At 38.8% G+C, this 24,336-nt stretch carries 18 protein-coding genes; 14 read left to right on the top strand and 4 right to left on the bottom strand.

Features of this window, described 5'->3' with window-relative positions; genetic code table 11:
- Window positions 1-14 precede the first annotated feature (14 nt).
- Window positions 15-827, bottom strand: coding sequence for a helix-turn-helix domain-containing protein (locus ACYSNU_RS15920; protein WP_461738156.1), 813 nt, complete (start codon window positions 825-827; stop codon window positions 15-17).
- A 96-nt stretch (window positions 828-923) separates the two neighbouring features.
- Here ACYSNU_RS15920 and ACYSNU_RS15925 point away from each other — a divergent pair, with 96 nt between their 5' ends.
- Window positions 924-2,165 carry an MFS transporter gene (locus tag ACYSNU_RS15925; protein ID WP_461738157.1) on the top strand — a complete coding sequence of 414 codons (1,242 nt, stop codon included), beginning with the start codon at window positions 924-926 and terminating at the stop codon, window positions 2,163-2,165.
- Here ACYSNU_RS15925 and ACYSNU_RS15930 read toward each other — a convergent pair.
- Window positions 2,100-3,767, bottom strand: coding sequence for a YfhO family protein (locus ACYSNU_RS15930; RefSeq protein ID WP_461738158.1), 1,668 nt, complete (start codon window positions 3,765-3,767; stop codon window positions 2,100-2,102). The genes ACYSNU_RS15925 and ACYSNU_RS15930 overlap by 66 nt on opposite strands.
- A 160-nt stretch (window positions 3,768-3,927) precedes the next feature.
- On the opposite strand from ACYSNU_RS15930, the gene ACYSNU_RS15935 reads away from it, so the two are divergent.
- The 6 genes from ACYSNU_RS15935 to ACYSNU_RS15960 all read left to right on the top strand — a co-directional run bounded on the left by ACYSNU_RS15935 (window position 3,928) and on the right by ACYSNU_RS15960 (window position 11,063).
- Window positions 3,928-4,566 (top strand): HD domain-containing protein, encoded by a 639-nt coding sequence (locus tag ACYSNU_RS15935; protein WP_461738159.1) that lies wholly within the window; start codon window positions 3,928-3,930, stop codon window positions 4,564-4,566.
- 74 nt (window positions 4,567-4,640) lie between these two features.
- Window positions 4,641-5,111 (top strand): GNAT family N-acetyltransferase, encoded by a 471-nt coding sequence (locus tag ACYSNU_RS15940; RefSeq protein WP_461738160.1) that lies wholly within the window; start codon window positions 4,641-4,643, stop codon window positions 5,109-5,111.
- A gap of 36 nt (window positions 5,112-5,147) precedes the next feature.
- The gene (locus tag ACYSNU_RS15945; RefSeq protein ID WP_461738161.1) at window positions 5,148-5,639 is read left to right on the top strand and encodes a GNAT family N-acetyltransferase; all 492 of its coding nucleotides are present in this window, start codon (window positions 5,148-5,150) and stop codon (window positions 5,637-5,639) included.
- 327 nt (window positions 5,640-5,966) lie between these two features.
- Window positions 5,967-8,696: a YhgE/Pip family protein gene (locus ACYSNU_RS15950; protein WP_461738162.1), complete on the top strand. Its 2,730-nt coding sequence runs from the start codon at window positions 5,967-5,969 to the stop codon at window positions 8,694-8,696.
- Between the two features lie 210 nt (window positions 8,697-8,906).
- Window positions 8,907-10,562 (top strand): MutS-related protein, encoded by a 1,656-nt coding sequence (locus ACYSNU_RS15955; RefSeq protein WP_461738163.1) that lies wholly within the window; start codon window positions 8,907-8,909, stop codon window positions 10,560-10,562.
- 69 nt (window positions 10,563-10,631) lie between these two features.
- Entirely contained in the window at window positions 10,632-11,063 is a 432-nt protein-coding gene (locus ACYSNU_RS15960; RefSeq protein WP_461738164.1) for an NUDIX hydrolase, read from the top strand.
- A 131-nt stretch (window positions 11,064-11,194) separates the two neighbouring features.
- On the opposite strand, the gene ACYSNU_RS15965 is transcribed toward ACYSNU_RS15960, so the two are convergent.
- Window positions 11,195-11,884 carry a helix-turn-helix domain-containing protein gene (locus tag ACYSNU_RS15965; protein WP_461738165.1) on the bottom strand — a complete coding sequence of 230 codons (690 nt, stop codon included), beginning with the start codon at window positions 11,882-11,884 and terminating at the stop codon, window positions 11,195-11,197.
- A 180-nt stretch (window positions 11,885-12,064) separates the two neighbouring features.
- Window positions 12,065-13,729, bottom strand: coding sequence for a helix-turn-helix domain-containing protein (locus ACYSNU_RS15970; protein WP_461738166.1), 1,665 nt, complete (start codon window positions 13,727-13,729; stop codon window positions 12,065-12,067).
- A 737-nt stretch (window positions 13,730-14,466) separates the two neighbouring features.
- Between ACYSNU_RS15970 and ACYSNU_RS15975 the strand changes: the two genes are divergently transcribed.
- The 7 genes from ACYSNU_RS15975 (at window position 14,467) to ACYSNU_RS16005 (ending at window position 24,163) form a co-directional block, all read left to right on the top strand.
- Window positions 14,467-15,849 carry an extracellular solute-binding protein gene (locus ACYSNU_RS15975; protein ID WP_461738167.1) on the top strand — a complete coding sequence of 461 codons (1,383 nt, stop codon included), beginning with the start codon at window positions 14,467-14,469 and terminating at the stop codon, window positions 15,847-15,849.
- Between the two features lie 119 nt (window positions 15,850-15,968).
- Window positions 15,969-16,871: a carbohydrate ABC transporter permease gene (locus ACYSNU_RS15980; RefSeq protein ID WP_265459684.1), complete on the top strand. Its 903-nt coding sequence runs from the start codon at window positions 15,969-15,971 to the stop codon at window positions 16,869-16,871.
- A gap of 9 nt (window positions 16,872-16,880) precedes the next feature.
- On the top strand, window positions 16,881-17,711 hold the full coding sequence (locus ACYSNU_RS15985) for a carbohydrate ABC transporter permease (protein ID WP_461738189.1): 831 nt from the start codon (window positions 16,881-16,883) through the stop codon (window positions 17,709-17,711).
- Window positions 17,708-20,800, top strand: coding sequence for an alpha-mannosidase (locus ACYSNU_RS15990; RefSeq protein ID WP_461738168.1), 3,093 nt, complete (start codon window positions 17,708-17,710; stop codon window positions 20,798-20,800). Before ACYSNU_RS15985 ends, ACYSNU_RS15990 begins: the two co-directional genes overlap by 4 nt.
- Window positions 20,801-21,235: 435 nt before the next feature.
- On the top strand, window positions 21,236-23,065 hold the full coding sequence (locus tag ACYSNU_RS15995) for an APC family permease (RefSeq protein WP_461738169.1): 1,830 nt from the start codon (window positions 21,236-21,238) through the stop codon (window positions 23,063-23,065).
- 265 nt (window positions 23,066-23,330) lie between these two features.
- Window positions 23,331-23,789 carry an AraC family transcriptional regulator gene (locus tag ACYSNU_RS16000; RefSeq protein WP_461738170.1) on the top strand — a complete coding sequence of 153 codons (459 nt, stop codon included), beginning with the start codon at window positions 23,331-23,333 and terminating at the stop codon, window positions 23,787-23,789.
- Between the two features lie 62 nt (window positions 23,790-23,851).
- Window positions 23,852-24,163 (top strand): DUF3221 domain-containing protein, encoded by a 312-nt coding sequence (locus ACYSNU_RS16005; protein WP_461738171.1) that lies wholly within the window; start codon window positions 23,852-23,854, stop codon window positions 24,161-24,163.
- The last annotated feature ends 173 nt before the right edge of the window (window positions 24,164-24,336 follow it).

The raw sequence follows: 24,336 nt of genomic DNA on the forward strand, positions 1-24,336 counted from the left end.
GCGCTGATTCTTTTTTATTGGCTCGCATGTTTTCCAGCAAATACCATTACCTGCTGAAGATAATGCAGTAATTTTTCGTCGATAGCTTGTTGACTCTCAGAGCTTCCAGTTAAGGAGTAACGCAAATGGTCTAAGATTTTCCGTTGAGCAGTCAGTTGGTGATAATCAATCAATTCTTCAGCAAAATGATAAATTTCGCGGGCCTCATGCAAATGGGCTAAACCTGCCAACTGCATGAAATAGTTCAAAGATAAATTGACTAAGTAAGGAGTTTCCAAAAGTGTCTGTTCCCGTAGATATTTTTTACGGGCAGCATAATAAAAAATCTGATTTTCAGCTAAAGCATAAAGATGAAAAAAATTATTATACTGTCTAAAATCCTGACTATACCAGGTGCCATTGCGCAAAAGTGTGTGGCCAGCTTGTTCTTTTATTTCTAAATAGGTCAGCGAGGGGTCCTCTCCAGAAATTAAGAGGACATAATTAGTCAGTAGAAATAAATCAGCAAAGTCTAGATTTTTTTCGGTTAAGCTAGGTAGTTGGTGATTGATTTTTTTTATAGTTGCCAAATCCCCCAAGGCTTCAGCGGCGACAATTTGTCTGCGAAAGTTTTGCAGCAGCTGGTAATCAGCCGAACAGAGGGCTAAAAATTCCTCCACGCTAATATTTAAGCGCCGTAATAATTCCAACACCTTATCAAAGCTAGGGACATACAGCTCATTTTCAAAATTAGAGAGGTTTGAACGGGACATAATTCCGGCGGCTAAAGTTTCCTGACTAACTCCTTTAGCTCTGCGCACCGCTTTTAAATTTTTCCCATAATGCATCGGCTTACCTCCTGTTTGTTAGTATACTGACATTTTTAAGCGACTTTCGGCAGTTCTTCTTATACTCAGTGTAGCACAGGTCAAGGAGGTTTTTTTATGAAAGCAAAGCAGCGCAATAGCAAAATATTATTATCCGGCACATTGATTTCTAGAGTCTGTTACTTTATGAGTGTTCCTTATCTGGCAATTTATTTGAGCCAAAAAGCTGGCTTCACTCCCGCTGAAGTGGGCTTGATTGTTGGCGTCAATCCTTTATTGAGCGTTCTGTGTTCCTTTTTTTCTGGGAAAATAGTTGACCGGATAGCCTTAAAAAAGCTATTGATTGTAGTACCAATTGTCTGGGGTGTAATTTTTTTAGGTATCTCACTGGCAGAAAACTTTTCTCAGTTTCTCCTACTAAATGCAGCAAACGGTATCTGTTATGTTCTCTATGAACCGGCTTGTAAAAAAGCCCTCAGTTTGTCCGGCGGAAAAAAACGGCTACTGATCTTCAATTTACGCTATGGCGCCATTAATCTTGGCGCTGTTTGCGGGCCCTTGCTCAACTCCTTTTTTCATCTGGAAGAAACCGTTCAGCCTTATCTTTTTTTAAGCTTGGCTTATCTAGTGGTGGGAATCGAAAATTTTTTTTTAGTAGAAGATAGCTTGCAGATGACTGCGGAGAAAAATTTTACAAAAGAAAGTCCACGACCAAATTTCAAATTGAAAAAATCTTTTATTTGGCTTTTACTGGGCGTGGCCTGTTCTTATTTTGGCTATTCACAGCTCAACTCAACAATCGCCCAATTTTTGACTTGGCGCTCACCCGAAGGCGGAGAGCTATATAGCTTATTGTTATCTTTAAGTGCCATTTTAATCATTTTGCTGCAATTTCCAATTTTAAAAATCAGCAGTCAGCGCTCATCTTCCAGCGTACTACTTCTGAGCAATCTTTTATTTGCTGGCAGTCTGCTGACAGTTCTGCAATTTCCAAATTTATTCTGGTTGTTGCTATTTATTGCTGGCTACTCACTTGCTGAATTATTATTAGGTGCCCGCTTTGATTATGCGGTGGACCAATTGGCGCAGGAGCATGAAAAAGGTGTCTATTTCAGTATTTCAGAGGTAATCAAAATCGGCTCTACCCTCGGGCCGATTGTCGGTGGCAATTTGATTAGCCTTTGGGGATGGCACAATTCGCCGCTGATTTTTTTACTCTTAACCGGGTTAACTGCCTGCGGTAGTTTTTTTTCTGGGGCGGGTGGAAAGAAAATAAAAAAGCCTGCTAGTGACTCAGACTTTTTTCGCTTTCAAATAAAGGGCGATTTTCCCGATACTGATGATCATCAAGCTACCTAAAGATAACCAAATTCCATAGCGCTGAATTTCAGTCCCACCATACACAACCTCAATCTTATTTTCCCCAGCAGATATATCGATACCGATAACGCCATTTTGTTCATAATAATCGGTTGGGGTGCCGTTTACTTCAATCTGATAGCCGAGATAATAAAATTTTGGTAATTCCAAGGCTGTGGCGTCTGTAGTTGTAAGCTCGTAAGTATCTTTTTGGTAACTGTGGGTGATAAGCGTGCGGTATTGGTGGAAATCATTGGTTTTGGGATATGGATTTTGCAACAGATAATTAGCTGGTGTGTCTTTTTTAATGTATTCTTTTCCGTGACCTAATTGACTGCTATCAAATTCAGTGTAATTTTCGTTATCTAAAAATGAACTTTGATTATATTCCGAGCGGGCATAGACATTGCCATTAAAACTGATGGTCAAAAAGCAGATAGCCCAGATAGCTAAAATGAAATTGAATTTATTTTCTAAGTTGATTAAGCGGCTGACTAAGAGTGCCGCTAGGAGAGAGCCAAAAAAGCTGACAAAGATGAGTAAGCGCCATGGAAACTGGACCACGGCTAAAAAGGTATCTTTAAAAAGAGACCAGAAAAACAGATTGGTCGATAGTAGGATGAATACGATGGTAATGGCTAGCAGTAGTTTTTCAGTTTTTGATATTTTTTTAAAGAGAAGCAAGCCAGTAATGATAGCGATTAAAATGAGAATGCCGAAATTAGGCTCCAGTCCGTCAGCAGAACGGCCGGCATTTGAGATAGTGTTTTGTAATAACGTCCCCAAAGAAAAATCAAGGCCGGAACTCCACAAGCTGGTTTTAGAGAAATTAAATGCAATAGCTGAAACTTGTTCAAGGTATGGTAGCCAGAACCAAGCAGAGAATAAAAGCGTTGCTGCAGCAGCCTTTACTAGCGTGATAAAGGCCAGCTTAATAGCAGCTTTTTTTGCATTTAGAGTCCAGATGCCAAAGAAAATAATCACTGCGATGACAGTGTAAAAAGCAGTAATCAAATGGCTAGCGATTAAAAAAGTTAAGCTGGAGGCTAACAGCAGCCAGTTATTTTTCTTAGCAAATAGAATTTGGTGCAGGGCAAAGAAAACCAGAGGGATAAAAGCAAAGGCAATCGTCTCTCCCAGAGCGCCACGAACATTTTGATCAATGAGGCGATATGTGGACAGGGTATAAAACGCTGAAAAAAGTAAGCTGACTTTAACTGGCTGGCCAAATTTTTTACAGCAAAGAAACGCAATTGCAGCTGTTATAAAACTCACAGTGAAATGAAACAAGTAAAAAGCTTGGCTGAAATTACAGCCAAGGAGCCGGAAAAGGCCATAAGGAGCCAATAAAATAGACGGGTAAAAAAGATCAGCGGCATAACCAAAATTATTTCCCATACTGCTAAAGATTCGCGGGAAAAAATCTAAATGCTTCAGAGCTTCAGTATAACTTTCCAAGCGATTTACATGAAAGTGAATGTCGTCTTGCCAGTAGACAAAATTTCCTAAAGCCGCTGGGAAAATAGACAGCAGAGCAATTAGGGCTAAAATCAATAAAATAATTAAATGCTGGTGCTTCAGCTTGGACAAGTATTTGTTCACAGGAGGCCTCTTTTCTATACTGGCAGAGTAATCGTAAAAAGTAAGATGCTAATTATTAGTATAATATAGTTTTGTTGTTGCTGGCAGCTTTTTTCCAGTAAAACACAACTTATTTCTATGGTATGATAAAGAAATATCATTTTGAAAGAAGGCGGAGGAAATGTTTACAAGTATTTATCAAGACCCGCTTTTGCAGGCCCACTATCAAAAAATTGGCGAGTTTGAAGATGCGACTGGTGGCTGGGCTTATCATAATTGGGATCATGTCAACAATGTCACTAAAATGGTGGAGACTATCTTGCAGCAGCTGACGGTACCCCAAGATTATTTGGAGGCGGCTAAAATTGCGGCGATTTTGCATGATACAGGTGCTCTTCAAGGAAAAGAAGGGCATGCGAAAAGAGGCCGGGACTTTGCGAAAGAATATTTCGCAACCCATCATTTGACTCCTCCCCACCAAGAGCTAATCTTGTCGGCAATTGAAAATCACAGCAATGGATTTAATTCAACTGAGTTGATGACTTTGGCTTTGATTTTCAGTGATAAGCTAGATATCACAACGTCTCGCTTGGCGCAGGCTGGCTATCAGGCTGTTGGGATGCGGCAGTTGCAATATATAAAAGAAATTGCGATAACCATTACTGAAGAAAAAGTGATGGTCACCTTTAAAGTTTTACCGCAAATAGATTTCGCTGAGTTAGCGGATTTTTATTTTATGAAAAAAGTGTATCGGGCTATTTTAGCTTTTGCTGAAAAAATCAATCGTAGTGGTAGCAATCGTTTTGAGATTTTGTCGTGAAGATGCTATTAAGTTAAAAGCTGACGGCAGAACAAAACAGTATGTAAAAAGGAGCCATATAAAGGAGTCGTTAGATGAATTTTAGACCAGCAACGCAGCAAGATGCAGAAAAACTAACCGAACTAACTTTTGCGGCTAAAAGTTATTGGAAATATCCACAGGAATATTTGGAATTATGGCGGAAAGATTTGACTATCACGCCAGAATATCTTAAAAAAAGCACTACTGTAGTAGCGGAGAATCAAAAGCAGCTGTTAGGGTATTTTTCAATTGTTTTTGAGGAGGAATATCCAGCGGGAAAATTTTTTCTAGATAATCTTTTTGTCAATCCGACAGTGATTCGAAAAGGAATTGGTGCAAGGCTTTTGCAAACAGCTTTTGAGTGGTGCAAAGCAAAAAACGTCAGTGAATTATATGTGGTATCTGATCCCCATGCTCAAGAGTTTTACCAAGCATACGGTTTTGAATATCTTAGCGAACGGCCTACAAGTATTCCCGGGCGTACGCTGCCGTTACTAGTCTATTCATTTGAAAAGCAACACTGAGAAGTGACTGGCAGAAGGCAAAAATAGGAGGTCTTTATGAAAATAATTATTCAACCCTTTAGCAATGAAAATGCACAAGAGATTGCTCAATTTATCTGTGATATTCAACGGGAAGAGTTCGGCATTGCGATTGGCATAGCAGAGCAGCCGGATTTATTGCAAATCCCACAGGTGTATCAGCAGCCGGGCGGAAATTTTTGGCTGGCTGTTACGGAAGCAGGCCAGCTAATCGGGACGATTGCCCTGGCGAAATTTAACGACCAGCAAGGAGCATTGAAAAAAATGTTCGTAGCTCCAGAGTTTCGCAAGGCGAAGGTTGGAGCAGCTTTGCTGGAGGCGTTGCTGCAATTTGCCCAAAGAGAGCATTTTTCAGAAATTTATTTGGGTACAAATGAAGTTTTTCAAGCAGCCCAGCATTTTTACCAGCGCAATAACTTCATTGAAATTAAAAAAAATGAATTGCCGGCTGATTTTCCAGCTTTGGCAGTCGATAATCGTTTTTATAAACGGCAAGTGATGAAGGCATAGAGCTTTCGTTGCTTGCTGCTTATTTTGTGTCAGGTTATTTTTAAAAGTTTCGCAGAAAAAAATTTGCGGTTTGCTTGCTATATTCTGCACAAGTCAAGGCGTAACAATGGTTCACGGTCGCTTCCCATGCTAAAGTAAAAAACGAGAGAAGAGCTTTTAAGAAAAAATTAACAAGAAAGAGTTTTCAATACGACACCTGTCGTAATTTGTCGAAAAAGTGGGTTGCAGCAAGGCTTTGTCAGTTGAGGGATGCTGGAAATTCTGCTACATTTATTGAGCGATAGAATCGGTTGGCTTTTGGCAAAGAAACGTAAAGAGGGAAGACTAGTGAAACACGGAAAAGATGCTTTACAACATATAAAAAATACCTTTACCTTATATATTTTAGACTGGAAACGGATTTTCAAAAATCCGATTGCTACCTTATTAATTATTGCGCTGATGGTCATCCCATCTCTGTATGCTTGGTTCAATATAAAAGCCTTGTGGGACCCGTATTCTAATACCGGAGAATTACCGGTGGCGGTATACAGTGAAGACCAAGATGCGACCTTCAATGACCAGACGATTAATATCGGCGATCAGGTGATTGAAGAACTCCACGACAATGACCAGCTGGGCTGGGTCTTTGTTAAATCAGAAGCTGATTTAGAAGAAGGCGTGAAATCTGGTAAATATTATGCGGGGATTGTGATTCCCAGCGATTTTTCTGAGGATTTATTAAGTTTTACGACTGGCGACATCAAAAAGCCGCAAATTGAGTACACCTTGAATCAAAAAATTAATGCGATTGCGCCGAAAATTACCGATAAAGGGGCGACGACGATTCAAACGATGATTTCCAGTCAATTTGTCGGCACCGCCAGTGATACTTTGGTCAAAGTTTTCAATGAAGTCGGCTATGATATTGACGCTAATTTATTAAGCATTAATAAATTGGAGAGTTTGATTTTAGATACAGATGAAAATATGGACACCATTGACGGCTATTTAAATCAAGTGCTGGAGCTAAACGATCAACTGCCAGATATTGAAAACAAATTGGATTTAGTGAATCAGTTTGTTGACTATCTGCCAGAGGTTGATGCCCTTGGGGAAAAATTAATTGATTTAAATGACAAAATGCCCCAGTTAAAACAACAGGCGAGTATTATTTTAACCCTACAGGAAAAAATCCCTGAAATTCAAAGCGCTGGTCAACAGCTGGCAGAAATCGATAGTGATTTTGATTCTGTGGCAAACACGATGACCGAAGGAATTGACGAAGCTAAACAAGGGCTGCAAATAATCCAGCAGGTGCAAACGGCTTTACCGGAGATTGAACAACTAGGCCAACAGGCAGATGAGTTTGCGACGGCGACTAAAAATGGTGCAGAGCAGCTGCAAAATGCGCTGCCTAGCATTACTAGTAGTGTCAAAGTAGTGGTGGAATCCATCGGCAATATTGCGACCACCACGTCTTCTATTAGCGCAACGATTCAAAGTGCGATTGCCGATAATCAGCTGACTCCTGATGAAAAAGCTGCAATTAAACAAAGTCTGCAGAATTTCTCTGATAGCTTGACGCAACAGCAAACTACTATTGATAACTTAATTAGTTTTTTAAATGATTTACAAAATGCTGCTGGGAACACAGATTTGGCCACGGTTATCAGCAGTCTGCAAAATGCCAAAACTAATTTGGCAACACTGCAAACACGGGTCAATAATTTAATTTCAGCGGTGGACTCAGATGATTTCATCAATCAAGCCAATAGTCTACTGACAGAACTGCAAACAGCGGCTGATGCTGTTGCCAACGTGGCCGCAAGCATTGACGCTGATGGTATCAGCAATACGGTTAGTACAATTTTGACTGATTTAATCACAACGATTGACACCGCGCAGGGCTTGTTGAATCAGGCGCAACAAATTGATTTTAATTCGCTGCTGACCTCGACTTCGACCACCGTCAGCAACGCCATTACCATTTTAGAAAAATATCAAGCGCAGCTGCCGGCAATTCGCCAAGAGGTCCACGATGCCAGCACGATGCTTAACGACAACATGGATACCATTGTCGCAGCGATTAATAAAGGCGCTGATTTATATAATAATACCTTGCCAACTTTGGAAACGCGACTAAATACTGCTGCCAATTTTTTGAAAAATGATTGGCCGGGTATTGAAACCGACATCCAAAACACACTGACGACGGTCAATGAAAAATTACCCGAATTAAAAACGGCGCTAGGCTCGGCTGTGGATTTAATCAATAACGATTGGCCGAGTATTAAAACCGGCATTCAAAAAGCCGCCGGTGCGATTCGGCAAGGGGAAAGCGAATATGACTTAGGCGAAATTATCAAACTCTTAAAATCAGATGCGACTGCCGAGAGTGATTTCTTTGCCAATCCGGTTGATTTACAGGAAAATATTTTATATCCGATTGACAACAACGGCTCCGCCAGCACGCCGTTTTACACGGCGCTGTGTTTGTGGGTGGGGGCAGTTCTCTTCTCCAGTATCGCCACAACGGAGTATTTCTTAGACAAAAAAGACAAAGGTAAATTTTCTAAACGGGAAACCTACTCTGCCCGACTGTTGACATTTTTAACAATGGGATTAGCTCAAGGAATTATTGTCGTCTTAGGAAATATTTTCTTGCTGGGGGTCGATGTGGCGCAACCAGTGTATAGCGTGATTTTTTCACTATTGATTGCCCTCGTCTTTTCAATGATGGTGTATACCCTAGTTGCGTTGTTCGGCAATGTCGGCAAGGGAATTGCGATAATTATTCTCGTGCTGTCGATTTCCGGCGGTGGTGGGAACTATCCGATTCAAGTCTCTGGGAAATTCTTCCAATTAATCAATCCGTATCTGCCATTTACCTATGCGGTTGATTTGCTGCGGGAATCCGCCGGCGGTATTTATTGGCCGAATGCTGTGACTTATATTGCGATTTTAATCGGCATTTTCATCGTCTTTGCGGTTATCGGCGTTTGGTTCTATCCATATATTGTTGACAAACTAAAAGTCTTAACGAAGAAGTCCCATGAAAGTCATATTTTCCATTAAAAATTTATTATCTGGTTTCATGTTTTCTACCAGTAATCAAGATTGAAATTTTTGAGTATCTAAGCAGCTTGCATAAAGTCCTCGTCTAAATTAGGCGGGGACTTTTTTCAGTGGTCGAAAAATCGAAAAAATATTTTTCTGATTTGTGAAATGGCTCTCTTTGTCGCTTTTTTATTTGGTATAATGGGCTGATGAAGAGGGGGCAGTTGCATGAATGAACAATTATTTATAATTTGCATTATCTTAGCGGTGATTGTGCTGCTAATTGCTTTTAGTATTTGGAATAGTATTAAACTGCGGCGGCAGGTTCGCTATGGTTGGGGGAAATTACCCAACTCCACCGCTTTTGATAAAGAAAAAAGTTTGAAGGAAGCCTATTTGGAAGCTAGAAAATATCATACTACCGATAGTGAAGTCGATGACATCACTTGGTATGATTTGGATTTAATCGATATTTTTGACCAAATCAATCACACCTATTCCAGTATCGGTTCTGAAGCCTTGTATCAGCGGCTGCGAAGTTTTAATTTCAGCGAAGCCGACCAAGCAGAACTGGAGGAATTAATCACTTTTTATCAGGAAAATCCCCAGCAGCGGGAAGACGTCGAGTATGCCTTTGCTAAATTAGGCAAACGGGACAAAAACTTTGTTGTGCGCTATTTATCCCAAAGCGCAACTAATCGTTTAGGCTCCCTATGGTTTTTTATTTTACTGGGGCTGCTGCCGTTTTTTGGTATTTTATTGCTATTCCTTAATTTAGGCATTGGGCTTTTTATTGCTTTAGGGGCAATTATTTTTAATATTGTCTACTACCAGACGAAAAAACAAGAACTCGATATGGAATTAAGCAGCATGTCTTATTTGGTGCAGTCGATTAGCACTGCTAAGAAAATTTCTAAAGTCGCAACGCCAAAACAAGCAGAGATTAAACAATCCCTCAAGCCGTTGCAGAGTATTTTAAAATTTGCCGTCTCCTTTAGAATTAAATCTAACAGCGAATCGGAAATGTTTTTTGAATACATTAATATTATGCTGATGCTGCCGTTTATTTCCTATCATTTTGTTGTCGACCGGATAGCCAAGCACAATCAAGAAGCGATTGATTTGTGGCAGGTCCTAGGCAAGTTGGAGGTAGCCGCAGCCGTCTTAAATTATCGCTCACTGTTGCCAGTCAGCTGTCCGCCGACCTTTCAAAAAGGCGGCGTTGAAGGGGAAACAGTTTATCATCCCCTCGTTGAAAATGCGGTGGCCAATCCCGTTGACTGGCAGAAAAATACACTGGTGACCGGCTCCAATGCCTCCGGAAAATCCACCTATGTCAGAGCGATTGCCTTAAATTGTATTTTGGGACAAACGATTTATACTTGTTTGGCGGAAGAATTTATTTTAGAGCGGGGTCATGTGTTGACCTCAATGGCGGTGGAGGATGATATTTTTGAAGGCGACAGTTATTTTGTCGCTGAAATTAAATCCATCAAGCGGGTTTTAGAAAAAGTGAAAACCAAAGAACGCTGCTATTGTTTTATTGACGAAATTTTAAAAGGGACCAATACAATTGAACGAATTTCCGCCTCCGCCAGCATTGTCAAATGGCTGAGCGACTACCCATCTTTAGTCTATGTGGCCACCCACGATATTGAGCTAACCGAAATTCTGAAAAACTATTGTACAGATGTCCATTTTGAAGAACAGGTGACAGAAGGCCAAGGGGTCTCCTTTGATTATGTCTTGCGCCAAGGACCAGCCAGAACCCGAAATGCAATTCGCTTATTGAAGGTGCTGGATTATCCAGATGCGATTGTTAAAAAGGCCCAAGATGAAGCTGAAAGTTTTGATACCACTCGCCAGTGGCCGATTTTTGAATAGGCTCGGCGCTGAAATTTATGATAAAAAAGGCAATTTCGTTTTATGGCTAAAAAATTTCCGAGGTGAAAGATGCAGAATAAAGCAAGTGTTGAAGTGTGGCTTTATAATTCAAAAATAGCCAGCCTGCTAATTTTGCAAGTAGACAATTTCGATTATACTTTTTGGCAGCCAATCACTGGTGGCATTGAAAAAGGCGAGACCGCTCTGGCAGCGGCCATCAGAGAAGTCAATGAAGAGACAAGTATTCAACTGGCACCAGAAAAATTGATTTCTTTAGGCCATCAAGAAGTGTTAGTTGAGGCTGGGCAGTTGTTGATTCAAAAGGAAGTCTTTTTAGGGATTACTGAAGAAACGTCGGTAGTGATAGCAGCGGCAGAACATCAAGCATATCGTTGGCTACCTTGGCAGTCAGCAATTGAAAAACAGCTTTGTTGGCCGAATAATCAAGCGAGTTTGCAGTTGGCCAAAAAATATATCTCTAGCTTTTTAAAAAATCAATAAAAGCAATCATGAAAAAAATAGCTGCTAAACCAGCGGAGCAATTTTGTAGTGGCCCCAAAATGTTAGATTTTTAGTCTAACTTTTGGGGGTTGATACATTTATCCGGGTTTAACAGCTATTTTTGTTGTCCATTATTTTTCCGTATAGGGCCTTTCAAAGTTTTGCATCAGCAAAATTCCGGCCATAAAGCCAATCAGCAATTTTTCAAGTGCCAAATCTAAAATAATAATCCGATACCCATTTGACCAAAGAGGACTACCTTTACTGACCGTTAAGACTTTTCGGCCCGCTTGCATGACGTCAAAATTTTTGGTGAGCCAGCCGGGACTAATGCTCAAAGATTCTCCCTGAATTTGATAGCTGGTGCGAAAGGCTTCGATATCTTTTTTGATGAGCACTTGTTTGAAACCGGTCATCTTAATATAGAAACGAGGTAGGAAATTGAAGCGCCGCTGACTAATTTCTCCGATTTTTTTCTCTTTATGATACAGGTGATAGCTTTTAGGTGTTGGCAACAAACTGACTTCCTTTACTTGATAAATAGCATTGCCAAAGCTATCCATAAATTCAAAATCCCGGCTAGTATTCAAAGGTTGATCCTTCACATAGAATTCTTTCATCTTCAATTCCTCCCGTAATAATTGATCGAGGGAAAGTTGAAAGAGGTCGGCAAGTTGAATCAAGCTGGCAATATCTGGTAAATTGCGGCCGACTTCCCAACCAGATAAGGCTGAACGAGAAACATTTAAATGTTGAGCAAGCTGTTCTTGCGTCAATCCATGATGCAGGCGCTGCTCTTTAATTTTTGCCCCAATATCCATCTTTGTCCCCCCTGACTTTATTATGACAAGAATCTGCTAAATTACACGATGTATTGTGTGTCACCCTTATTATTCCCTTTGACACGTTGCGTGTCAAAGGGGCAGATAAAAATGGCTGATTCGAAATATCATTAAAGGAAAAAGCAAGCTAATTTTTGAAATACTTTCCTCTTTTCTTTCTTAGTTTTTATCTTTTTTTCGCTGAAACTGCCCGGGGGTAATTCCTTCAATTTGCTTAAAAACACGGATAAAAGAGTTCACATTTTTAAATCCAACAATTTCAGAAACCTCCTGAATTAAGACATTACTAGAAGCCATAATATTTTTAGCTTTTTGGACTCTTAGATTATTCAAGTAAGTCTTAAAAGTCATATCCAGTTTTTCTTTTATTAACCGGCTTAAATAAGATTCAGTGAGACCAAACTTTTCAGAGATAGCACCTAAGTATAAATCTTCTTGATAATTTTCGTTGATGTAGTGAATAATTTCGTCGATTTTTGAAATACTCGAATTTGAAAGTTCTTGGATACTTTCAATTAAGTAACTAAAAATATTCTCTAAGGCCACATTTACTTGTTCTGGGCTTGTTCCATAACGTAATAACTCAAAGTCATTTTTGTTTTCCTTATAAAAAGTTGCTGAGTCAAGATTTTTTTCAACGATAATTCGTTTGATAGTTAAGCTGAAGGCAGTTGTAAAATCAAAAATATTTTTTAGTTCAGCATCATGCTGCAAATTATCGCCGAGAATATGCTTAAATATTTGAATGGCGTGTCGAAAATCTTCAACCTTCAGGTAATGAATCAGTTGTTGCTCCTCTTCAACCGAATAAGAAAAACTTGTCCCAACATACTCTTGTTCAAAATGCGTCTGTTCAGATAACGATTCTGTGAAGGATTCAATTAACCAATCATAGGATTCAAGAAAAACAGATTTAAACGTTTCGATATTGCTGAAGGGCTTAGATAGAAAATAGTAGATATTCAAGTTTGCAGAATCAGCAATATTTTCCCGGAAATTATCGAGGGCAGATAAAATCTCTGATTGGCGATAACCAGTTATGATTACGGCGAAGTTGTTTTCATTAAAAGAAATTGTTTCAAAATTACTTTCGGGGACAATTTCCTGCAACAGTAATTTTCGAGCCCTACCGATTTCGGCTGTCTCAAGTGCTGCATCTTGAGTAGTACCTTCCAAAAAGGAAAGGAAGACGATAAAACCTTTACTATTCAAATGTTCAAGATGGAAAGATGGTAACAAATTTTTTGTTTGCGTAATATCATACTGGTTAAGCAGTAGATTCTTGATAAAGAGTTCCTTTATTTCTTCTGAGACTTTTCCGTGAAAAGAATTGAGGCTGGTGGAACGCTCAATAATTTCATTCATTGCTAATGATAGGTCACTATCAGATAAATTAATACTTGAATTAGATTTTACAGTGTTAAGTGCTTGGAGATACGGTTCATAGGTGCGTTTACTTAATGCAAAGAGTAAAAATGAGCCAATTATTCCCAGTAACAAGACTGGTAATAATAAAGAAGAAATTGTAGTAAGGGATACGCCGGAAAAGTTATCTTGAGACAGCAGGGCAAAGGTTAAGAATGGAAATAAATCGGATTCTTTAGTTATCCCAGCAGGTTCAAGGTTTTCGCTAGATATAGTATTGTCAGTAGAGATATTTTGCAAATTTCCTTCTGGATTAACCGCCTGGGCACTGACTATTTGTAGATTGTCTAGAGGTAAGGTAGTCATCTCATTTTTATTCCAGTATGCCAAAAAGTAAGTTGTTTCATCAGCAATAGCTTTTTTATAAATTAAAATGAATTGGTCATTTTGTGTCTCCACAATTGAGACATCGTATTCTGAATTGACAATCTCATTTAATAAAGTATCAACACTGGAATTTTTAGTTAAAAAGTTTAAGAAATCAAACTTTAAAAAATAGCCATCTGAACTAACTACAAGATTGTTCTTCAAATTCATCACAGCAACAGAATAACTAGGAGTCTTCATCAGCACATTATTGGCTTTAATTTCATCGTACACTTTTGAATACAAATCATAGTCTGTCATAGAGGTTTGACTATATTCGACCACGGATGGTTGATCAGCCAGTGAAGTAAATGAACTCATGGCAAAATTCATTTGCTGATCTAGCTGAAATGAAATGTTTTGTAAAAGAAGTTGCGACTTCATATTCTCTTCAGCGTGGTGCTGATCAATTTCATTTTTTGCAAAAATGTAAATAACAAAAATGGAATAAATAGAAATGACTAGTAAAAAAGAAAAGAAAATTTTTCGGTAGGTTTTTGATTTCATAATATTTTACTCTTCCTTTCATGGAAACAAGCACAATATTGGTTGCGTTTTCACAATTATCTAAAAAAAGCGAGGGCTTGTCAATGAAGGTTATTTAATAAAAATACTCACTTTTTTACTTAGTCTACAAAAATGATAATATAGTCAAGAAAACGATATTTTTCGAGAAAATACGAATTTACGGAGGGAAGAAAACTGCGTTATTATAAAATCGCTTACATAAGGTAGGCTTGTTAAAAATTTAGATTTAGGAGGAAGAAGTAATGGTGTTTAAAAAGAAAATGGCATTTGCAACAGGTTTGTTTTGTGCATCACTAGCATTGGGTGCTTGTGGAGGGGCAGATAATTCCACAGCTGATAGCGGCAGTAGTGGAGATAGTTCAGGAAAAACCGAAGTAAAAATCACTTGGCGCAACACGGGTGATAACGATAAGATGACTAATTATTTAAACGAAACATTTATCCCTGAATTTGAAAAAGAAAATGATGATATTAAAATTGTTTTATCGCCAATCACCGCAAGTGAAGGAGATTATTTCTCAAAAGTTGCTTTATCTATGCAATCAGAAAGTACTGCCCCAGATATAGTAGCAGAAGATACTTTTATGTTAAATTCTGATTCCAATGCAGGTTACTTAACTAATCTAGATTCTTATTTAGCAGATTGGGATCAATGGAGCAATTATACAGAAGAATTAAAAACTGGTGTAACTGCTCAAGACGGCAGTGTCTATGCTGTCCCGGGTACTTCTGATTCGCGGGGAATCTGGTATAACAAAAATGTTTTTGAAGCGGCAGGCTTGCCTACAGATTGGCAACCGGAAACTTGGGAAGATATTATTTCGGCAGCTGAGGCAATCAAATCTTCTAACTCTGATGTGATTCCATTTGCAATGGGGGTTGCTAAAGCCAATGGAGAATCGGTTTCAATGCAAACCTTTGAGATGCTTTTGTACGGAACAGAAGATACTTTATTTGATTCTGAATCTAGAAAATGGATTGTTGATTCGCAAGGTATTATTGATTCCTTGAATTTTGTGAATGAAGTATATAACGAAAAGAGCTTAGGACCATCTCTTTCTATTGCGATTAATAGTAACTATGGTTCTGTAATTTTCCAAGATATGTTCCCTAATGATCAAGTCGGTATGGTCTTAGATGGATTTTGGAGTTCTGGTAACTGGACGGAAACAGGCTCTACACCAGTTGAAAATATGACAGAACGCTTTGGCTTTGCGGCAATGCCAACTCAAGATGGCGGCGAACCACCATTTACGACAATGTCCGGTGGCTGGACCTGGGCTATTCCTGAAAAAGCTAAAAACAAAGAAGCTTCTTGGCGTGTAATTCAAGCATTAGGTGGGGAAGAACAACAAGCCGCCCGTGCGATTGCAGAAGGCAACCTAACTGTTCGTGATGATTCAGCACAGCTACCTGAGTATACTGAACAACCGTTCATTGAAGAAGCAACTTCGTTTTTATCTTACGCACATTTCAGACCAGCTGATGACAAATATCCGAACGTTTCTGTCGAAATTCAAACAATGGTAGAGGCAGTTGCAACGGGTAGTAAAACTCCAGAAGAAGCTGCTGCTGAATATGCAACAAATGTTACAAGAATTGTCGGAGAAGAAAATGTTGAGTAGTTAGCAACAATCGATAAAGTCTGTGACATAAATTTTAAGTGAAATTATTCTAGGCAAAAAGTGCATCAAAAGCTACATGCCAACTTATGTCACAGACTATTTATTTGGAGGTGGATCAGATGGAGAAATCGGCACAACTACCCGGCAAAAAGAAGGCATTTTCAGATAATAAGAAGGCAATATTTTTCTTAACACCTTCTTGGATTTTATTATTGATTTTCTTTGTGGGGCCAATTATTTTAACATTTATATTTTCATTTACCAATTTGGCTTTAACTGGTGCAGCGGCAAGTGAGTTGAAATTTATTGGTTTTGAGAATTTTACCCGGATGTTTGGTGATCCGGACTTTAGGACTAGTGTAGTAAAGACAATTGTCTTTGTTTTATTTTCAGCCGTGATAGGCCAATGTTTTTTAGGCTTTTTAATTGCTTTTATGATGAAAGAAAAAAATAAAACCTTCAGACGAGTTGTCGGCTTAATTATTATCGCAGCTTGGGTGACTCCAGAAGTGGTTGTTTCCTTTTGTTGGGTGGCTTTTTTAAGTGACAATGGAACTGCGAACTGGTTAGTCGGTTTAATGGGCTTTGAGCCAATAGCCTGGTTATTTACTTTTCCAATGGCCAGTGTTGTCATTGCCAATATTTGGCGGGGAACAGCTTTTTCAATGATGGTTTTTCAGTCTGCATTAGATGATATTCCAAAAGAAGTCGAAGAAGCAGCTATTATGGATGGTGCTTCTAGATGGCAAGTCATTCGGAAAATTACTATTCCAATGGTAAAAGGGACTATTTCGACAAATCTAATGTTAGTAACTTTGCAAACATTAGGAGTCTTTACATTGATTTACACAATGACAGGTGGTGGACCGGGTAATCAAACTTCGACTTTACCAGTGTTCATGTATAAGCAAGCCTTTGTCAGTTATCAACTTGGCTACGGAACAGCAATTTCCCTAGTTCTTTTAGCATTAGGGGCGGCTGCTAGCCTAATTTACATGAAAACTCTAAAAGTGAAGGTGTAGGTGAAAGAGATGGTTAAACGCTCTGAAAAAATCGAAACGATTGTTCATTATGTATTACTTTCAGCGTTGGCACTTTTATTTTTATTACCACTATTATGGATGCTTTTTGCCTCAGTTGATACAGGTGCCATCCAGTCATTAAAAATCCCTGAATCAATTACTTTTTCAAATTTTACTTCGATTTTAACTGATCCAAGTATCATTCGCTCTTTTGTAATTGGAATATTAATTTCAGGTTGTCAGGCATTGTTTGTCGTCATCTTATGCGTACTGGCGGCCTATCCGCTATCACGCTATCAATTAAGATACAAAAAAAGTTTTCTGATGACAGTTCTTTTTATGACCTCATTACCAATGACGGCCGTAATTGTGCCAGTCTATCAACTATTTATTTTCTTGAAATTTCAGGATTCCTTGATAGCAGTCACATTTTTCCTAACTGCTTCTTCACTTCCTTATGGTATTTGGATGATGAAAAACTTTATGGATTCAGTTCCTATTGACTTAGAGGAATCTGCTTGGATTGATGGAGCATCTACTTGGCAAGGAGTGAGAAAAGTCGTTGCGCCATTGATGGTACCGGGGATTTTTACAGTCGCCATTTTTACTTTTACAGGCAGTTGGGGGAACTTTTTTGTTCCTTACATTTTAATTCAAACGCCTGATAAAATGCCGGCCTCTGTGACCATCTTCCAGTTTTTTGGGAATTTTGGCATGGTCAATTATGGCAGACTAGCAGCCTTTTCCGTTCTGTACACGATTCCGGTTGTCGTGTTATATGCTTTATCGCAAACGTATATGTCTAAAGGATTTAGTATGGGAGGAGCAACAAAAGGATGATTGAACAGTATCTAACGATAAAAAAGCTGAGGAAAAGAATTGATGAGCTTAAGAATTATCGCTATTCACAACTAATTAACTTGCAGGAGTGGCAAGCTCAGGAAGATATTTCAAAAGAAGAGCTTTTCCCACCGAAAGATTTTTCTGGAAAGATTTCATTAGGCGAACAGTGGCGCGGACGAGATTTATATTTATGGGTTCAAAAAGAGGTTGAAATCCCTGATGATGAGGATTTATGGTTCATCTTTGACTTTGGTCGAACTGGCGGAGGCTATAATGATGGCTTTGAATCTTTAATGTTTATCAATGGTGAGCCTTATCAGGGAGTCGATTCAAATCATAAGGAAGTGTATGTTGACCCAAAATATCGCAACCAAAAAATTAATGTGTCCTTGAAACTTTGGTCTGGACTTGAGGGTGGTGGCCCGGAAATTATTCAAGTACATGAATTTCGGACAGCCGAATTAGCTAAGCAAAGGCCAACTGCCGATGACTTATTTTTCCTAAGCGACATGGTTTTAAAGACTGCCCAACAGTTAGCAGATGATAATCCAGATAAATATCTGCTAGTTAAGCAGCTAAATAATGCTTTTAACCTAATTGATTGGTCCTATCCTGGAAGTGAAATTTTTTATCAGTCAGTTAAAGAAAGCGATCATTTTTTAAACCAAGAAATTGATAAATTACCGAAAGACGCCAAAGTAGAAATTACGGCTATCGGACATACCCATATTGATGTTGCATGGTTGTGGCGTTTGAAACATACAGGTGAGAAGGCTGCTCGAAGTTTTTCAACAGTACTTCGCTTGATGGAACAATATCCTGAATACGAATTTTTGCAAACTCAGCCGCAAATTTACAAATATATCAAACAAGCCTATCCTGATTTGTATAAAAAGATTAAAGAACGAATTGCTGAAGGACGTTGGGAAGTCGACGGTGCAATGTGGCTTGAGGCTGACTGTAATATTCCTTCGGGAGAATCACTAACACGACAAATTTTGCATGGTAAAAAATTTGTCAAAGAAGAGTTTGATAAAGACATGCATTATTTGTGGCTGCCTGATGTTTTTGGCTATTCCTGGGCTTTACCACAAATTCTGAAAAAATCAGGAATTGAAACCTTCATGACAACGAAAATTAGTTGGAATCAATTTAACCGGATGCCCCATGATACTTTTTATTGGCGGGGGATTGATGGGACTGATATTTTAACTCATTTTATTACGACACCAGTTGTCGGCGAAAATAATGATTGGGCAGAAGAGTGGTTCTATACCTATAATGGCGAGTTGGAACCGGAGTCCGTCTTAGGGATTTATAAAGGTTATGCAGATAAGGAATTGAATAGTAATCTATTGCTTTCTTATGGACATGGCGATGGCGGCGGTGGTGTGACCCGCGACATGCTTGAAAATCGACGGAGAATGGACCGAATACCTGGCTTACCAGCAGTCAAAACAGGAAAAGCAAATGACTATTTTACTAAACTACATGAGACAATTAATCACGCAACAGATCCTGTGCATATTTGGGATGGCGAATTATACCTAGAGTATCATCGGGGGACGTATACCTCTCAAGCCTTTGTTAAAAAAATGAATCGTAAAATTGAATTGGCCTTACGAAAACTAGAAATTTTATATAGTTTTAAAGAAATGCAAGAAGCACAGACTTATCCGAAAACACAACTTTATGATATCTGGGAGGTTTTGTTACGAAACCAATTCCACGATATTATTCCCGGATCCTCGATTAAAGAAGTCTATCAGGATCACAAAAAAGAAATTGCGGAAGTTGTTACAGAACTTGAGCAGTTAACGAATGAGTTTACCACTGCTAATCAAGATAAGCTTACGCTAATCAATACAGCTAACTGGCAAAGAAATACTTTAGTGACCATTCCGGAAAAACGAACAGGAATCTACAAAGACGCCACTGGAAAAGTAATTCAGAGTGTGAAAGAAGCAGATGGCTACACGCTACTCATTGAAAATATTGAACAGTTTGCTCAAGTAAATCTTGAATTTGAAGAAGGGACAACAGCCAAAACTCAGCAAAAAGCAGTCAGCCAAGTTGCTGAGAACAGTTTAGAAACTGATTTCTATCATCTATCTTGGAATCAAAAAGGCCAGTTGACCAGTATTTTCGATAAAGAGGCAAGTCGTGAGGTTATAGAAGGTAAAGGGAATGTGCTGCAGTTGTTTGAAGATAAGCCATTAAATTACGATGCTTGGGACATTGATATTTTTTACAAAGAAAAAGTAATTGAACTTGAAGCGGATTCTATCACTATTGTGGAAAATAATTCAATCTACACTTCAATTCTTTTTGAATATAGCTTTGGAAAATCTACTCTGTCGCAAGAAATGAGAATTTATAATCATACAAAACGGATTGATTTTCTGACAAAATCTCATTGGGAGGAGCGGCAGCGATTGCTAAAAGCCCGCTTCAACGTTAATATTCGTAATACCGAGGCGACTTTCGATATTCAATATGGCAATGTTAAACGGCCTACTCATAGCAATACCAGTTGGAATTTTGCTCAGTTTGAATCTGTCGGCCATCAGTGGGCTGATTTTTCAGAAAGAAATTATGGAGTCAGTCTATTAAATGATAGCAAATATGGTTATGATATCAAGGAAAATGTTATGGGATTGACGCTTCTAAAAGGCGGCATTTATCCAGATCCAACAGCAGATATCGGTGATCACGAGTTTATCTATAGTCTCTTACCACATCAGGGGGATTTTGTTGCCGGGAAAACTGTTGAAGAGGCTTGGGAAATCAATGATTCTTTAGCTGTAGCTAATGGTGTAGATCTTGAGAGCCTGAATTTTAAACTCGAAGCAGCTGACCAATTACCACTTATGGTAGATGCTTTGAAGGTGGCTGAAGATGGTAATGGCTGGATTTTAAGAGTACATGATCATACTGGTGGCTCCAGAAAGGTGAAACTTTCAATACTTGCCAAAGAAATTATTGCTACAAATTTGATGGAAAAAAATGAGGAGAAACTTGGAAAAAACGCTATTGAGTTTGATTTAACTCCTTATGAGATTAAAACCTTTAGAATAGTTAAATAATTTTTTTAAACGAATAGTAAAGCCTGTGATTAAGAGTACCGTGAAGGTCTTTAATCACAGGCTTTTAAAATTTCACCAAATAAATCTCATCATTTTGCCATAAGACATTAAAATGAGGCGACTGGCCTTGTGAGATATCTTTTGAAGAATAATTTTGGCTTGAACTGATGCACAGCAAATTAGTTAATTGAGAGTCAAATTTTAACAGGAAGTTCTGCGAATTTACGAATATCGAAAATTTTGGAACAAGAAAAAAATTTTTTTCACAATTGAATAAATGCAGGTCTTTTGAATGTTGAATTTGTTAGATAAAATAATGAGAATCCGCAACAAGACACAGATATCAATTGACTTTAAACCTCGCTAGCAGTAGTATTAGGCGTTGTTTGAGAATGAAAATTTTTAGAGAGAAAATTTCAGAAAGAGGAGTAAAAATTGGATTACTTGAAACGCCTTTTAGTAGGTAAACCGTTAAAATCAGGCGACAACGACGAGCAGAAATTAAGTCGTTTTGCTGCCTTGGCCTTATTATCGTCCGATGCCTTGTCCTCGATTGCTTATGGGACAGAACAAATTGTTTTGGTACTGGTCACTTTATCAGCCGCTGCTATTTGGTATTCATTGCCAATTGCTGCCTTTGTGATTATTCTTTTAATTTCGTTGACCTTATCTTACCGGCAAATTATTCACGCTTATCCCCATGGCGGCGGTGCTTATGTTGTCAGCAGTGAAAACCTCGGGAAGAACGCTGGACTGATTGCCGGAGGGTCTTTATTGGTGGATTATATGCTGACGGTGGCGGTTTCGGTTTCAGCCGGCTCCGAAGCAATAATTTCTGCGATTCCTTCGCTTTATGCTCATCGAGTGGCGATTTCAATTGTAATTGTATTATTGATTATGCTGATTAATCTGCGAGGCTTACGAGAATCTGCCAGTTTTTTAATGTTCCCAGTTTACGCTTTTATCGCTGTGATCACATTATTGATTTTAGTTGGCCTATTTAAAATATTTACCGGCCAAGAGCCGCTAAATGCAACAGCCATTCCGGGAACCGTGATTCCGGGCATCTCAGTGGCTTTGATTTTACGAGCTTTTTCTTCTGGCTCGTCTTCTCTGACAGGAGTGGAGGCCATTAGTAACGCGGTGCCGTTTTTCAAGAAGCCAAGAGCCAAAAATGCAGCGGGCACGCTAGCAATGATGGCGGCAATTCTAGGCTTTTTCTTTGTCGGTATTACTTTTTTAAATTATTGGTACGGCATTGTGCCGGAAACAGAAGTGACGGTCTTAGCGCAGATTGGCGAAGCAGTCTTCGGCGGTAAAAACATTTTATTTTACCTGCTGCAATTTGCGACAGCGCTAATTTTAGCGGTGGCTGCCAACACAGGCTTCTCAGCTTTTCCAGTGCTGTCTTACAATCTATCTAAAGATAAATTTCTGCCCCATATGTATCAAGACCGCGGCGATCGTTTAGGCTATTCAAATGGTATTATCACTTTGGCCGCTGGCTCCATTGTGCTGTTAGTTATTTTTCAAGGAGCCACAGAACGCTTGATTCCACTGTATTCAATCGGAGTCTTCATTCCATTTGCACTATCGCAAACCGGTATGGTTATCCATTGGCGCAAACAAGGGGAGAAGTGGCTGAAAAAATCAATTGCCAATTTAGTTGGAGCATTTATTTCTTACAGCATCATTGTGATTTTATTTGTCTATCGGTTAAATGATATCTGGCCATTTTTCATTATTATGCCAATTTTGATTTTCATTTTTTATAAAATTCACGACCATTATAAAAAAGTTGCAGAACAGCTGCGCTTGGAAAAAGAAGTTGGTCAGCTGCATGATTTTGAAGGAAATACGGTGATTGTACTGGTCGGTAACGTCACACGGGCGAATATCGGTGCGTTGAATTACGCCCGCTCAATTGGCGATTACGTCGTTGCAATGCATGTTTCTTTAAATGAAGACGTTGAAAAGGAAAAAGAAATCGAAGCGGAATTCAAATCACATTTTCCTGATGTGCGCTTTTCTGTGGTTCACTCTTCTTATCGTTCGATTGAAAATCCGATTATCCGTTATGTCGATTTTGTCAGCAAGCGGGCTGCCCAGCGGAATTTTACGACAACCGTCTTAATCCCGCAGTTTGTCCCCAACAAACGTTGGCAAAATATTCTCCACAATCAAACAAGTCTACGCCTGCGCTTGCGGCTAGCTTGGCGGGAAAATATTATTTTAAGTACCTATAGTTATCATTTGAAGAAGTAGTAATTTAGTTGAGAGAGTCAGAAAAGCGGTGAAGGCTTCTGACTCTTTTCTTTTGTTGAAATTATTACCAATGTTTTTTCGGTATTTAAAAAATAATTTGCATCAAATATTGTAACCCCAAAATTTAACTCAGCCTTCTAAAATGGGTTATCAAAATCTTTTCCCAACTTTTTTAAAACTCCTGCTGAATTTCATTTTATATCATGATAAGCTGAATTTAGGAAGTGATTGGCCAATCCTCCTAATAAGTTTAGGAGTGATTTTAATGAAGTATCACGTAGAAATTTTAGCACCAGCGAAAGTTGCTTATTTAAGAAATGTTGGGCCTTATGGCAGTCGAGAAAATTTTGAATTAATGGCGCAGTTTAAAACCTGGATTGCTGAAAAAAATTTGGAGCATCAGATTGAAAAAACAGGCATTTTAGCAATTGCCCGTGATAATCCGGCAATCACCGCACCGGAAAACTGTCGTTTTGATTTGTTGCTACAAATCAGAGAGGATTTTTATCCAGAATTGCCGGTGCAGGTAGCTGATTTTGTAGGTGGTAAATATGCGGTCTTTGAAGTCAGCCATACACAGGAGGCGATTCAAGAGTTTTGGGCTCAGCTGCCGCAAATAATTGAAGAAAATCATTTGCAGACTAAGGAGTTGCCATTGATTGAACGCTATAAAGCAGGAATCGGGGACAAACAGCCAGCTGAATTTTTGCTGCCGCTTGTTTAAACAATGAAAATGACCTCTGTCGGATTGAAAATTAGTTTGCAAGAGAAGGGAAGTGGGGGAAGATGAAGAAAAAAATCATAGGCGGAGTAATTATTGGGATTGTTCTAGTAATTGGCATAATCATTTGGTGGCAAGGCCGTGATGTTTCAACGACAACTGGCACAATTGTCGATGTTTCAGAAAACTCGCTTTTGCTTTTAACAGAGGAGTGGATCGAGCTTGGTGGGGAAACGGCTACCGGTGATTTATCCTTTAGTTGGGAGGATGCTGAGGATTTTCAAGCTGGCGATCAGGTCAAAATCTGGATAAAAGGGCCGATAGCGACGAGTTTTCCGGCCCAAGCGACAGTTATTAAGGTGGAAAAAATTACTTGATTTTTTTGGGATAAATTAGTTTTAGCAATAAAGTTGCCAACTAAAAAAATTTCAAATAGCAGATTGAGTTTTTAGCAGAAGCTTTTTAGAAAATAGGCGTTTAACTTTTTGATAGTTTTTTGAATTTTTTTCATGCAGAGAATCGTATATACGCAGTCCAAGAAAATATCTGT

The organism is Enterococcus sp. LJL120 (assembly GCF_054871765.1).